Source organism: Klebsiella grimontii (assembly GCF_900200035.1).
Classification (GTDB): Bacteria; Pseudomonadota; Gammaproteobacteria; order Enterobacterales; family Enterobacteriaceae; genus Klebsiella; species Klebsiella grimontii.
In genome coordinates this window covers 20,616-33,890 of the sequence record NZ_FZTC01000018.1, presented here as the reverse complement: position 1 = coordinate 33,890, position 13,275 = coordinate 20,616, and the positions used below count along the sequence as shown (strand labels likewise).

Annotated in this window: 12 protein-coding genes and 1 pseudogene; 5 read left to right on the top strand and 8 right to left on the bottom strand. The window is 47.6% G+C overall.

Annotation, left to right across the window (positions count from 1 at the left end; genetic code table 11):
* The 3 genes and pseudogenes from KOSB73_RS14720 to KOSB73_RS14710 form a co-directional block, all read right to left on the bottom strand.
* Positions 1-183 (bottom strand): annotated as a pseudogene (locus tag KOSB73_RS14720) (hypothetical protein); the annotation flags it as partial.
* A gap of 180 nt (positions 184-363) precedes the next feature.
* The gene (locus KOSB73_RS14715) at positions 364-930 is read right to left on the bottom strand and encodes a hypothetical protein (RefSeq protein WP_098140623.1); all 567 of its coding nucleotides are present in this window, start codon (positions 928-930) and stop codon (positions 364-366) included.
* Positions 927-1,190: a hypothetical protein gene (locus tag KOSB73_RS14710; protein ID WP_022646507.1), complete on the bottom strand. Its 264-nt coding sequence runs from the start codon at positions 1,188-1,190 to the stop codon at positions 927-929. The genes KOSB73_RS14715 and KOSB73_RS14710 overlap by 4 nt, the downstream gene beginning before the upstream one ends.
* A gap of 275 nt (positions 1,191-1,465) precedes the next feature.
* Between KOSB73_RS14710 and KOSB73_RS14705 the strand changes: the two genes are divergently transcribed.
* Positions 1,466-2,503 carry a hypothetical protein gene (locus KOSB73_RS14705; protein WP_098140622.1) on the top strand — a complete coding sequence of 346 codons (1,038 nt, stop codon included), beginning with the start codon at positions 1,466-1,468 and terminating at the stop codon, positions 2,501-2,503.
* The gene (locus KOSB73_RS14700) at positions 2,500-2,790 is read left to right on the top strand and encodes a helix-turn-helix domain-containing protein (RefSeq protein ID WP_098140621.1); all 291 of its coding nucleotides are present in this window, start codon (positions 2,500-2,502) and stop codon (positions 2,788-2,790) included. The genes KOSB73_RS14705 and KOSB73_RS14700 overlap by 4 nt, the downstream gene beginning before the upstream one ends.
* A 531-nt stretch (positions 2,791-3,321) precedes the next feature.
* Here the strand turns inward: KOSB73_RS14700 and KOSB73_RS14690 are convergent.
* Positions 3,322-3,702: a hypothetical protein gene (locus KOSB73_RS14690; RefSeq protein WP_098140620.1), complete on the bottom strand. Its 381-nt coding sequence runs from the start codon at positions 3,700-3,702 to the stop codon at positions 3,322-3,324.
* A 977-nt stretch (positions 3,703-4,679) separates the two neighbouring features.
* Here KOSB73_RS14690 and KOSB73_RS14680 point away from each other — a divergent pair.
* From KOSB73_RS14680 to KOSB73_RS14670, 3 genes are read left to right on the top strand one after another with little or no spacing between them, the layout of a single operon-like run.
* A complete protein-coding gene (locus KOSB73_RS14680; protein ID WP_098140619.1) occupies positions 4,680-6,089 on the top strand; it encodes a cytochrome ubiquinol oxidase subunit I in 1,410 nt (469 codons plus the stop codon).
* Positions 6,089-7,099, top strand: coding sequence for a cytochrome d ubiquinol oxidase subunit II (cydB, locus tag KOSB73_RS14675; protein ID WP_096489976.1), 1,011 nt, complete (start codon positions 6,089-6,091; stop codon positions 7,097-7,099). The genes KOSB73_RS14680 and cydB overlap by 1 nt, the downstream gene beginning before the upstream one ends.
* Before the next feature lie 25 nt (positions 7,100-7,124).
* Positions 7,125-7,271, top strand: a complete 147-nt coding sequence (locus KOSB73_RS14670) for a DUF2474 domain-containing protein (protein WP_000859348.1) — start codon at positions 7,125-7,127, stop codon at positions 7,269-7,271.
* 160 nt (positions 7,272-7,431) lie between these two features.
* On the opposite strand, the gene KOSB73_RS14665 is transcribed toward KOSB73_RS14670, so the two are convergent.
* From KOSB73_RS14665 to KOSB73_RS14650, 4 genes are all read right to left on the bottom strand, one after another.
* A complete protein-coding gene (locus KOSB73_RS14665; protein WP_050886228.1) occupies positions 7,432-8,583 on the bottom strand; it encodes an iron-containing alcohol dehydrogenase in 1,152 nt (383 codons plus the stop codon).
* Positions 8,584-9,268: 685 nt separating this feature from the next.
* Positions 9,269-9,544, bottom strand: coding sequence for a formaldehyde-responsive transcriptional repressor FrmR (gene frmR / locus KOSB73_RS14660; RefSeq protein ID WP_050886229.1), 276 nt, complete (start codon positions 9,542-9,544; stop codon positions 9,269-9,271).
* A 364-nt stretch (positions 9,545-9,908) separates the two neighbouring features.
* Complete coding sequence (locus KOSB73_RS14655; RefSeq protein WP_047402202.1) at positions 9,909-10,340, bottom strand: DUF488 domain-containing protein; 432 nt, start codon at positions 10,338-10,340, stop codon at positions 9,909-9,911.
* A gap of 191 nt (positions 10,341-10,531) precedes the next feature.
* Positions 10,532-13,183, bottom strand: coding sequence for an excinuclease ABC subunit UvrA (locus tag KOSB73_RS14650; protein ID WP_098140618.1), 2,652 nt, complete (start codon positions 13,181-13,183; stop codon positions 10,532-10,534).
* Between the last annotated feature and the right edge of the window lie 92 nt (positions 13,184-13,275).

Sequence of the window (13,275 nt, the reverse complement as noted above, 5' to 3'; positions counted from 1 at the left end):
GGTGGCTTGCCGCAGGGCTTCATCTTCAGCTGCGATCAGCCGCTGACGCTCCCCCAGTCCTCCGAGTATTGCAACCGTCCTGACCATATTCTCGCGCTGTTCCCGCGTCAGACTTCTTTCATCGCAAATCAGGTCATTCAGGGTGTCAATCAGGCTTTCTATCCGGCTCTGTGTCAGTTTCACTCTTCAGGGTCCTTCACGGTTTAATTGGTTTCAGCATCATGTGAAGCTCATCCATTATCAGTCACGGGCATACGGGGGGTTATTGCGAAAATAGCGCCCGCTAGGCAGACGTTCATCCGGCCTGAGTCTGTAGAGTCAGTCACTGAATGCTGCGTGAGTTTTGATACGGTTTCTGCCAGGTTAATCCTGGCTTTCGTTAATCTGAATATGTACCGGAAGACCCGCGTCATAACAGGTCTGATACCAGTCAGCCACCTGGAGGGGATCGCCTTCCATTATCTGACGTATTCCACCTGCATTCGTTACTTGCAGACAGGTGGAGCCGTCGAGCCGGATCACGTAGGCTGCCTGACAGATACGGTGAAGGCTGTCACCGAGAAAAACCTCCACCGCCTCACCGGTTGCCGACTCGCGCAAGGGCAGACTGTGCACCTTCAACTGGCGCTGGCGGGATATTTCGTCATCACGCGCTGCCTGATAAAGCGGTTCCGCCACATCGCGTCCGGCCCCGGTCAGCTCCACGGCCAGCTGCTGGTTAGGCGCGCGCAGGGTGCGCAGCCAGCCCGCTGCTTCCATGCGCCGGCAGGAGGCGCGCAGGTTCGGCCCGTACACCGGGGCGTCCCCGCCCTGTTCCAGCACCCGTTCAATATCCCGCGTGGCCACCGGCCCCGGACGTTTCGAATCCAGGGCGGCCAGCACAATCAGCACCCGCCGCTGCAGCGGTGACGGGCGTCGCGCCAGTGTCATTGCTTATCCGTCTCCGGCCAGATGAGTTTTCTGAGACGCTGATGATCGACGTCAATGAGCGCTTTGGTTTGTTCGTAATTTTTCATTGGCGCACCAGTAATCGCCAGTTCATACCAGAATTGCAGAAGGGTGCTGGCCATACTCGATTCGCTGATGTATTTAGCGCCCTGACTGTCCAGCTCGCATTCACGGATACGTTCTTCCGCTATCCGGGTCAGCTGCTCATAGCTGAGTGAAAAATTCACTTCTTTCTCATCCATCCTGCACGCTCCGTCTGATAATGTCCGGTTTAGTAAAAAATCATACTTCATATGATTCATGTATTAACTGTAGAATATCATATCAGATATGATTATTATGAATAACGATAAATATCACACACAGTATGATTTTATGCGTTTTGTTTATTTATCATATTTCTTACCGTTTTCCCGCCACGCAGATCCGAAAAGATGCTTAGGCGGTTCTTTTGCGGCTGACATTCTTTTGAGTTTTAATGACGTGATATAGCAAGCCCACACAGAGGGAAAGAGGAATGAGCCAGCAACTGCGCAAGCGGTCTGACATTGAGAAAAAGGTTGCGGCCGGAGAGGCTGTTAAGGAACAGCCGCGTCAGCTAATCAGGGACACTATCACCGGGAAAATCATTTCTAACGAGCGGGTGCCTGAAACGCTCCCGGCCTGCCTGATAGCGATGCAGTCGAATACGCTTGTCTACAACGATGTAGATGTGGAGGCCTTTCAGCGGGAAGTCCGTCAGCAGGTATCACAGATACTGGACGCCATCAGGGATGAGCGATTTGAAAATGCCGGCATAGCCTATCAGCAGTTTATAGACCAGTATGATGCGTGTTTCGAAACGCCTTCCGTGGATGTACTTGGTGAGGTGAAACGACGTGGTATAGATCTTTATGCGGTGCTGGAACATCAGGGAACCCGTCTTACGGCAGAAATGTGCGTTGGAGGTAGTCATGATCGAGCGTCTGAACGCAGCTTTAATGCCGTCACCGAGGCTCATATCAATCTGTTTTTCTATATGCTCACGCTGAATCTGGCGATCCATAACAAGATTGACAATGTCCAGAAACAGCTACGTACTAAACTCGGTTTTCTGGAAGAGCGGCTCAGAACGTTGCTTAACGAGTACATCTATGCAAATCAACTTGGCCGGATCGTTCTGGACGGGTTACATGCAAGCGAGACCCTTTATGGCTGGATTTTGCTTGAAAAAAATGACCTGAACGCTGCCCGGTTGATTTATAAGAATGATTTGAAGCTGAATAACGAAATGAAGTTTGCCGAGCTTCATGCAGAGGTGATGAGCATCTACCAAAAGAGGTACACATCTGAAACGCCTGAAGATCTTCGGAATAGAGCTTTCTCAAGGTGTGGGTTATCCGAAGACAGAGCACAATTCGCTTTTAAGCTGTGTTATTACCTTCACCAGACAGGACAGATTAGGAAGTATATCGATGAGCTGACGCAGGGTGCTGATAACAACGACACGAGTGACGCTACCGTGGATGTCCGGTCCCTCCTGGTTCCCTCAGCATCCGGGCTCGCAACTCAATGAAAGACGAAATAGCACGACAGATCACCGGACTTATTGAGCTGAAAAAATTTAATGGCTATACGCTGGTCAGCGGAGAAGACTGGCAGAAGCCTACTGTCACCGAAATCCTGCTGGTCCGGAGATTTATCCCCCTGACTGACAGCCAGCTGGCTAACCGACTGGATGTGGACGAACGCACCATCCGTAAGTGGAAATCAGGAGAGACCAGTATGGTGTACACCACTTGGTGCTGCCTGTGCTGGCTGGCTGGGCTGGGGATGCCGCTCGATAACATTATCAGTGGCTGAAGATTCGCTTCCAGATGCGTCTGAAAATGAATCGTCTCTGATATCGGCAGCGGGAACGGATGATATGAGGGAGACGGTCATAGTTTTTCCAGAACAATGTCCAGCCCTGATACCCCTTGACCACTAATAGGATGAAGCAGCCGGCTTTGAAGATGCCATATGCGATGGCGGTGAGGATTAGAAATACAGTCATACGATTTTCCTTATGTAAAACTGTATTTAGAAAATCCGATGCGGCCTTTAAGGCCGGACTGTAAAAAAACCTGAAAAAAGTTTCTCTTTCCTCTTTGTTGCTATTACTGGCTTTGTCAGCCTTGAATTTTGCTTTTCATGCAATATTCCCCTAATGACAACTATCCAGAATTTTTTTGTGCTTCTGCAAAAATCCTTCTTCTCTTCTCCTGAGATCCGAAATTCATTGAGTCGGAAGACTGGATACCTCTCCAGAACGCAGAATCACCTGAGTTACCAGAACAGCAGACGTAAAAAAGGCCGCTGAAGCGGCCTGATTAGATTATCCGGGCAATTCACTCAGCCTGGAAGTTTTTCAAGGAACTGGAGGACTGCCTTCTGGTATGCAGTCCAGTTTTTAGCGCTTTCCCACGGGGTTGAACCGTCGTTATAAAAATAAATATCGCTATCGAGTAATCCCGGAGCACCTGCAAGAAGATGATCACCGTAAACAGCGTATTCCGCGCCGTGGCCACCGGCCTGCGCCATAAATCCCAGAGGTTTATATTCGCGATTAAGAAGCAGATATTTACCGGGTTCATGTTCTCGGACAGAGTACGGCAAATTGAATCGCATTAGCCATTTCATGGCATCGGTCTTACTGTTTCTGATTTTAAATCCGCGAAAATCATTTTCAAAACAATGTACTACCGTTTCAAGTCTGCTCTTTAGCGTTTGCATGTATCATCCTTTGTGCATTTGCCACGATGGGAATTAATTGCTTACAGTGCAGCTTCGAGGATACAGGATTCAGACAGTTACTTATAGCGATGCCTGAGAGAATGGCCTGTACGTCTGACAACGCAGCAGGCTGAATTCCCGGATGTTGAATAATGACCCTCAATGCCACTCTCACCTTCAACGCCTGTGGAACTGTCGTTCCACTCCTCTTCACGTCCGGTTCCGTGAGAGCGCTGGACCTGCTCCGGACTGAACTGATAGCTGAGGAGTGCCTCTGGTCTCTGACTGTTAAAATAATTGTCTCGCCAGAAAAACGCCTCAAGGGTCCGGATACTTCGGCATAACCAGAATGGGGTCATTTGCCTGTAGGGTCCGGAACTCATCAATGCAGCTGATCCTGAACACCTCCCGCGGTCTGTCGACGGTAGTCAGTTCCTTGTCGATTATTTATTCCTTTGTTTGTGACATCTACTTCTGATACCAGAGCAAAAATCTAATCCATATGTATATGAAATAATTTGTTGTTTAAAAAATGAGATTTAATATCCTTAGCTAGGACACCAGAATATACCTGGTAGAATGCACGAGCATATTGATTTCTTCGTGTATCAGTGGTCAAAACCGGACGGTATGCATATTACAGAAACATCTAATCACCTAAATTTTTCAGTAAGTTACAAATAAATCCCCACTATTAAGAATTACTCTCAACACTATTTGTATCGTGCAGTATCAGGAATGATCGTGCTTACTGACACAATAACGAAAATCCTGCATTTTTGTAATCGACCTCATCTATCACTACATTATTGCAACTTATTGGACACATTTAATCATGTGCTTAACAATGTACTTGCAAGTGAGTTTTTATCTCATACAAAAAAATGATTGTTTTCAATAGTCGAAATTTCTCATCAAGGCTCTGATTTGATAAGAAATAATTAATTATCAGTGTATTATCGGGGTTAAGGTGAACTATGTTCGGATTAGATGCCTTCCATTTGGCCAGGATACAGTTTGCATTTACTGTTTCCTTCCACATTATTTTCCCAGCAATAACCATTGGTCTGGCCAGTTTCCTGGCCGTGCTCGAAGGGTTATGGTTAAAGACACGAAATGACACTTACAAGGAGCTCTATCACTTCTGGTCAAAAATTTTTGCAGTAAACTTTGGTATGGGTGTTGTTTCCGGTCTGGTTATGGCTTATCAGTTTGGTACCAACTGGAGTGGCTTCTCACAGTTTGCAGGGAGTATCACCGGTCCATTGCTGACCTACGAAGTTCTGACTGCGTTCTTCCTTGAAGCGGGTTTCCTTGGTGTCATGCTGTTTGGCTGGAATCGTGTTGGCCCCGGTCTGCACTTCTTTGCTACCTGTATGGTGGCGCTGGGGACACTGTTTTCCACGTTCTGGATCCTGTCATCCAATAGCTGGATGCAGACTCCACAGGGTTATGCCATCGAGAATGGTGTTGTTATCCCTGTAGACTGGCTGAAAATTATCTTTAACCCTTCCTTCCCGTTCCGCCTGTTACATATGTCCACTGCGGCTTTCCTTGCAAGCGCTTTTTTTGTCGGAGCATCAGCAGCATGGCATCTGCTAAAAGGCAATGATACTCCCGCGATTCGCAAAATGTTCTCTATGGCATTGTGGATGGCATTAATCGTTTCCCCGATCCAGGCCGTTATCGGTGATGCGCATGGTCTGAATACTCTTGAGCACCAGCCGGCAAAAATCGCTGCGATTGAAGGACACTGGGAAAATAAACCTGGTGAAGCAACCCCTCTGGTTCTGTTTGGCCTGCCAGATATGAATGCAGAAGAGACGAAGTACAAAATAGAGGTCCCTTATCTTGGCAGTATTATCCTTACACACAGCCTTGATAAGCAGGTGCCTGCCCTGAAGAGTTTCCCTAAAGAAGATCGTCCTAACTCCACTATCATATTCTGGTCTTTCCGCGTAATGGCTGGCTTAGGGATGCTGATGATTCTTCTCGGGGTGGTCAGCGTATGGCTTCGCTGGCGGAAACGTCTCTATACATCTAAACCGTTCCTCTATTTTTCTCTCTTCATGGGGCCTTCGGGACTGATTGCGTTACTGGCCGGTTGGTTCACAACTGAAATAGGTCGTCAACCATGGGTCGTTTATGGCGTACAGCGAACGAAAGATGCTGTTTCTGCACATGGCGATTTACATATGTCAATCAGCTTACTGGCGTTTCTGCTTGTTTACACCTCAGTCTTTGGCGTCGGTTATATATATCTCGTACGTCTGATCAAAAAAGGGCCTGTACATGCTGAGGAGCATCAGGAAGTAACGGATGGAACACCTGCCCGTCCTCTGTCAGCGGTAAATGAGGGTTTGGCAACACGTGGGAGAGACAAATAATGGGTATTGATCTGTCAATTATCTGGTTTGTCATCATCGTCTTCGCTACGTTGATGTATATAGTGATGGATGGATTTGATCTGGGAATCGGTATTTTGTTCCCGTTTCATAAGCACGATGTCGATCGCGATACAATGATGAATACCGTTGCGCCTGTATGGGATGGCAACGAAACCTGGATGGTACTGGGGGGAGCGGCATTGTACGGCGCGTTTCCTCTGGCTTACGCGGTTATCATTGATGCTCTTAGTATTCCGCTTACCGCAATGTTACTTGGGCTTATCTTTCGTGGTGTGGCCTTCGAGTTTCGTTTTAAAGCAATTCCGGAACATCGACCTATCTGGGACAAAGCATTTATCGTCGGCTCTGTACTGGCCACTTTCAGTCAGGGTGTTGCAGTCGGAACCTTATTAAATGGATTGAGTGTGTCCGGACGTACATTTAGCGGTTCTGCATTGGTTTGGCTTGCCCCGTTCCCTCTGTTCTGCGGATTGGGACTGGTTCTGGCCTATGCCCTGCTGGGTTGCACCTGGCTGATTATGAAAACAGAAGACTCGCTTCATCGCAGGATGTCAGAGCTTGCAACTCCGTTAACCCTTGGTTTACTGGCAGTTATTGCAATTATCAGTGTCTGGACCCCATTGACTCATCCTGAGATTGCCAGTCGCTGGTTCAGTATGCCAAATGTCATCTTTTTCCTGCCTGTACCATTGCTGGTCCTTGTTTGTTGCTGGGGTATCGTTCGCAGTGTTTATAGCCGTCGATCCAGCTTTGGTCCCTTTATGCTGACGTTAGGATTAATCTTCCTTGGTTTCAGTGGTCTTGGGATCAGTATCTGGCCATATATCATACCGCCTTCTGTAACCATCTGGCAGGCAGCGTCACCTCCTCAGAGTCAGGGCTTTATGCTAATAGGTGGCTTGTTGATTATCCCTGTAATCCTGATGTACACCTGCTGGAGTTACTATGTATTCCGGGGGAAGGTAAAAACTGGCGACGGTTATCACTAATGGTGAGGTCAATGGAGAAACTTAAATGAAAACCGTTGATGAAACACCTCGTCCATTCTGGAAAAAATTGATGTGGCTGGTGATTATCTGGGCTGTCAGTGTAATGGCGTTGGGGGTCGTTGCTACAATATTCAAATTGCTAATGACAGCCGCTGGGATGAAAACGCACTAACGTTTAAATCGGGTTACCAGAGGTAACCCGATTTTCTTAGTATCAAAAAGACATGTTTATGGCCAATTTCTCTGGTCAGAAGTGATTTAAATTTCTGACCATGAACTTGTACAACTTTCCTTCAGATATAATTCAGATAACGGTGTAAAAAGGAGAATGCTTACATACGAGCTTTGTAGAGCTCAATAATCTCCGAAAGGCTTGCCTGACGAGGATTGGTTAAAGAACAAGCATCATTTAGTGCATTTTGTGCCATAAATGCAAGTTTATCCTCCGTTACACCAAGATCAGCCAGGCGTTGATTCGTACCGACTTTTTGCGACAACATCTCAATTGCTTCGATAGCAGAATTAATGGCCTGCTCCTGAGTCATTGTTGAGACATCAATCCCCATTGCCCGGGCGATTTCAACAAAACGATCGGGAACCTTTTTCGCATTAAATCGGGATACTTCACCCAGCAGGATCGCATTACACAAACCGTGAGACAGATTATAAACGCCACCTAACTGGTGAGCCATTGAATGGACATAACCAAGAGACGCGTTTGAAAATGCCATTCCAGCCAGATATTCACCATATTGCATTGCATCACGTGCTTTGCGGTTTTGGCCATCATCTACAACGTCTTTAAGATTATTAACAATAATTTCAATTGCTTTGATAGCACAAGCATCAGTAACAGGCGTAGCTGCTGTTGATACATACGCTTCAATTGCATGAGTTAAGGCATCCATACCTGTAGTTGCCGTAAGGAACGCAGGCATTGCGACCATAAGTTCAGAATCGTTAACCGCAATGATAGGCGTAAAGTGCTTATCCACTACCGGGTATTTAGTTTCATCTTCCTGGTTAGTGACGATTGCAAATACGGTCATTTCCGATGCCGTACCCGCTGTCGTATTTACAGTAACTAATGGTAATTGTGGTTTTTTGGACAGATGCACACCTTTCGAGTAATCCCGAATATGCCCACCATTAGTGGCCACCAATGCAATACCTTTAGCTGTATCGTGAGAAGACCCCCCACCAAAGGAAATGACAAAATCAGCATTACTTTTTGCAAGCAAGGCTAAACCGTCATCAATATTTTTCTCTGTTGGATTAGGTTGAACACCATCAAATATTGCATAACTAATTTTATGCACCTCAAGCTCATCTGTCAGTTTGTTAACCAGTCCGGTGTCAACCAAAACACGGTCAGTGACGATCAGCGCCTTTTTTAACTCCCTTGAAACAAGTTCATCCCCTAAAAGACGAATAGCATTCAGTCCCATTAGGGTTACAGGCGGCATATAAAATACATTACTCATAGTTAATATCCTTTCGTCAGTTTAAATATTAGAGAGGGCATTTTAAATCTTGATAGCCTTGTTGTTTCTGTGTGTACATTATCTGCTTCATATACTATACGGCAGTATAGTAACTGGCAATACCAATACTGTTGATAAGGATTAAAAAATTATAAACACTTGATTTTTATCTGAAAATATTTTTTGATGTTTGATGAGGACTTGGGTTATCACTTCTGAGTAGTAACCTGTTGCGTGCGGGAAATTTCTTCAGACAGGTCAGGTGACAACGCCGCACAGAATTGGCCTATACAGTGCTGTGACCAGCCCCCAGTACCAGAACTGTCAGTTAGTACTGGTTTTCCGAACAGTGGGCGATTCTGCCCTATCGCCTGGACCGGTCTTGCGACGGTTTACAATTACAGATATCTGTAGGGCGAGGCGGCACCTGGAACACTGGTGCCGAGAATGATTACTGGATCAGAAAACTCAGGGCAGTATGTACTGCGCATGATAACGAAATTATCGCACCTGAACTGATGACAGCATTTGTCGTAGTGGTATACAAAGCAGAAATTAGTTTTGGCTGAACGACACTGGACTCCTGGGACATAGTCAGGGAATGAGTAGTACCTGTGGACTGACTATGCCGTTCGGTTGGTGTTCATAATGACATCCAGCAGTGACCGGGTTTACCGGTCAGTTGCTATTTAAGATAGGCGCGAACCAGTTCAATCGTATCGTCAACTGATTTACTGACTTCATGGCTATAGCTGTCATTCTGGTCAAAGGTTTCTCGTATGTGACTCTCCAGAACCTCAGCCATCAATCCGTTAGATGCGCCACGAACGGCAGCAATTTGCTGGAGAATGGCGCGGCATTCAGCACCATTTTCAAGTGCTCTTTCCAGAGCATCAATCTGCCCTCTGATGCGGCGAACCCGTGTCAGTACCTTTTTTTTCTCTTCCGGAGTACTGGGCATTTCTTACCTCACTATCTTTAAGTTGATATACTGCGTCGGAGTATGCATTATCCGATCAATGAATGTATACCTCCCGTGTAGTATACAAACATAACAGAGCACATACCGATAAGCTTTATTTATAAAATAAAACAACTGGTTATATTATTGGCAAAATACAGACTGAAGGGTGTGATATTAGCCCAAAAGCATGGTCAAAAAAAGCGCGTCGCAAACACAGATTTTCGATATCAAGTCGCTTCCTGTTAGCCCATATTGCTTTAGCAGGCTAAATCCTCTTCCTTTTGTCCGAATATCGTCTGGTACCGTCATAGTCTGTGGGAGCTGTGTTCTGGTGTTCGGGCGTACAGACACAACCCAGCCACTATAAATGCATGATAGTGACATCAGGCCATTTATCTGCCAGGTACTCAGCAACCAGCCGTCTGTGGCAATGATGTGGTTTATGTTCGCTACACAATAAGCAAGCATCAGCAAACTGACTCTTTTCGAGCGATTCGATATGTCTTTTTGTAATCAGATCGATGAAATCCGAAGAATATATCTCCCAGTCTCCTTTCTGTAATTTGTATCGCTCAAACATTTCCCGCGTCGGGGCAAGATCTGGCATATGTGCGTAATCGATATCACATAGAGTATGGGCAAAGAACTTCAGATCGTCCTGTTTTGCAAAACCTGCCAGCTGAGAGCGATTATTGAGACGCACATCCAGAATACGTCTTGCTCCGGATTCCTTCAGGCGCGTAAAAAAATGCTCCGCCGAAGATTGTGTGAAACCAATCGTAAATAGTTTCATCAGGTTCTCCTTACCACCTGCATAACAGTGATGTTTAACACTGGATTAGATTTGGTGTTTTTGCTGTGCCCTGGTACAACAGGTTTCTTATCACGTATTTTTTCAGGTAGTCACAATGACAGGTAAAATGTTCAGGGGATATACCAGTAGCGTGACAGTGTCGTCATTCACGCTATGACGACACTGTCCTTTTACCAGTTCCGTGACAACTCCCGGGCAATAAACGGTGCCGTGCGGCTTTCACAAACCAGTGATACCTGGGCGGGTGTACCTTCTGCAACCAGGTTGCCTCCCTCATGACCTGCTCCGGGACCAATGTCCATAACCCAGTCAGCCTGCACGACTGCACGCATATCGTGTTCAATCACAACTACGGTATTCCCTGTCTCAACAAGACGCTGCAACTGCACAAGCAGACGGTCGGCATCTGACGCATGGAGTCCGGTGGTCGGTTCATCCAGAACATACAGCGTATGGCCACGTTGACTACGCTGCAGTTCGGTTGCCAGCTTTATCCGTTGAGCTTCTCCTCCGGATAACTCAGTGGCTGGTTGACCCAGACGCAGATATCCCAGACCGATTTCGCCCAGCAGGCGCAGAGGTCGCGCCACGGGTTCTACATCAGCAAAGAAGCTGCAGGCTTCACCCACTGTCATCTGCAAGACTTCCGCAATGTTTCGCTCCTTCCAGCGAACCCTGAGCGTATCAGGGTTATAGCGTGCGCCATGACATGTCGGACAAGGGGCATACACACTGGGCATAAACAAGAGTTCAACGCTGACGAACCCTTCACCCTCACAGGTTTCACAGCGACCTTTTGCCACATTGAAAGAAAACTGTCCGGCATCATAATGATAGTTTTTAGCAGCAGGTGTTCCGGCAAAGAGCTTACGAATATGGTCAAACAGTCCGGTATATGTCGCCAGGTTAGAACGCGGTGTCCGGCCTATCGGTTTCTGGTCAACCTGCACCAGACGTTTGATCAGTCCGGTGTCGCCTGTCAGCGTACCGTACGTTTTCTCAGTAACGGTTGGTCCCTCAGCATCACTGCCCTCGGATAACACGTCTTCTGGTTCATGGCCAAGCGAGGAAAGCACCAGCTCAGGTAAGGCCTGAGCAATCAGACTAGACTTTCCGGAACCCGAAATACCTGTAACAGCGGTCAGTACCCCCAGAGGAATACAGGCGTCCAGTCCCTTCAGGTTGTGACGGTGAATATCCTGTAATTTTAACCATCCTGCTGGCTGTCGGGCGTATGATTGTGGTGGCCTGATTTCATCAAACAAATACCGTGCCGTTCTGGATTCAGCAATAGCTTTCAGACCTTCAGGTACACCACTGTAGAGAATATGACCGCCCTGTTCTCCTGCAGCGGGTCCCACATCAACCAGCCATTGCGCCCGTCGCATCAGGTCAAGATCATGCTCAACGACAAACACTGAGTTTCCGGCATCCCGCAGGTTCTCCAGAGCATCGTAAAGTGCATGGCTGTCTGCAGGGTGCAGGCCTGCTGATGGTTCATCGAGAACATAGACGACCCCAAACAACATGGAGCTAAGCTGAGTGGCAAGACGCAATCGCTGGAGTTCCCCTGCGGAGAGTGTTGGCGTTGTTCTGTCTAATGTCAGATAACCAAGTCCCAGTTTCTGCAACTGATACAGCCGGTCCATAACACCTCTGGTCAGTCGTTGAGCAGCCAGTCGTTTCTCTGTCGATAATGCTGAGGTCCGGCGGACATCCGGCGTTACAGAATGGACTGCCCTGCCGGAACCGGCGCGTTCTGTCCGATCCCGGCGGGTGATATCCCTGTCAGTATCAGCCCCGGCATGATGCGTACTGAAATCCCCCCGGGAGATAGGAAGAAGCAACTCTGCCAGCTGGTCTAAAGGCATCTGCATAAACTCACCGATGTCCACACCAGCAAAAGTGACTGACAATGATTCCGGTTTAAGCCTTTTTCCGTGGCAGACAGGACACAGTTTTCCTTCCATAAAACTGGAGACGCGTTTCCTCATCAGTGCACTTTGGGTGTGTGCAAAGGTATGCAGAACATAACGTCGCGCCCCTGTAAACGTCCCCATATAACCCGGAGTCATTTTTTCCCTGACTGCGACACGTGTGTCTTCCGGGCTGAGCCCGGGGTAGACCGGCACCGTTGGGGTATCTTCAGTAAACAGGATCCAGTGTCGCTCTTCTTCAGATAACTCTTTCCAGGGGATATCGACGTCATAGCCCAGTGTCACCAGAATGTCGCGAAGATTTTGTCCGTGCCAGGCAGGTGGCCAGGAGGCAATGGCTCTGTCCCGGATACTGAGTGACGGATCAGGTACCATCAGTGCTTCTGTCACATCATAGATATGTCCGAGACCATGGCAGGATGGACATGCTCCCTGAGGCGTGTTAGGAGAAAAATCCTCAGCATAGAGCATAGGTTGTTCTGCCGGATAGGCTCCCGCCCGGGAATACATCATGCGCACCAGGCTCGATAAGGTGGTCACACTGCCGACAGAAGAGCGTGCGTTGCTGGTTCCTCGCTGTTGTTGAAGGGCAACTGCAGGGGGGAGTCCATCAATGGCATCCACATCCGGAACACCGGCCTGATCAATGAGGCGCCGCGCATACGGGGCAACCGATTCAAAGTAGCGTCGTTGCGCCTCAGCATAAATGGTTCCAAAAGCCAGTGAAGACTTACCGGAACCAGAGACCCCCGAAAAGACAACAAGTGCATCACGCGGAACAGAGACATCCACCTCTTTAAGGTTGTGCTCCCTGGCACCACGTACCACAACAGAATTACTGGCGTCTGTCAGGGTTGGGGGGGCACCAAAAAGTTTCTTTGACATAGTTTAATCCTGTAATACGTAAATCAACTTTACTTCTGACGCTGGTTACGTTGAATGGCGTTAACCGATGTGCCGAACCATTAGTTAAGAAG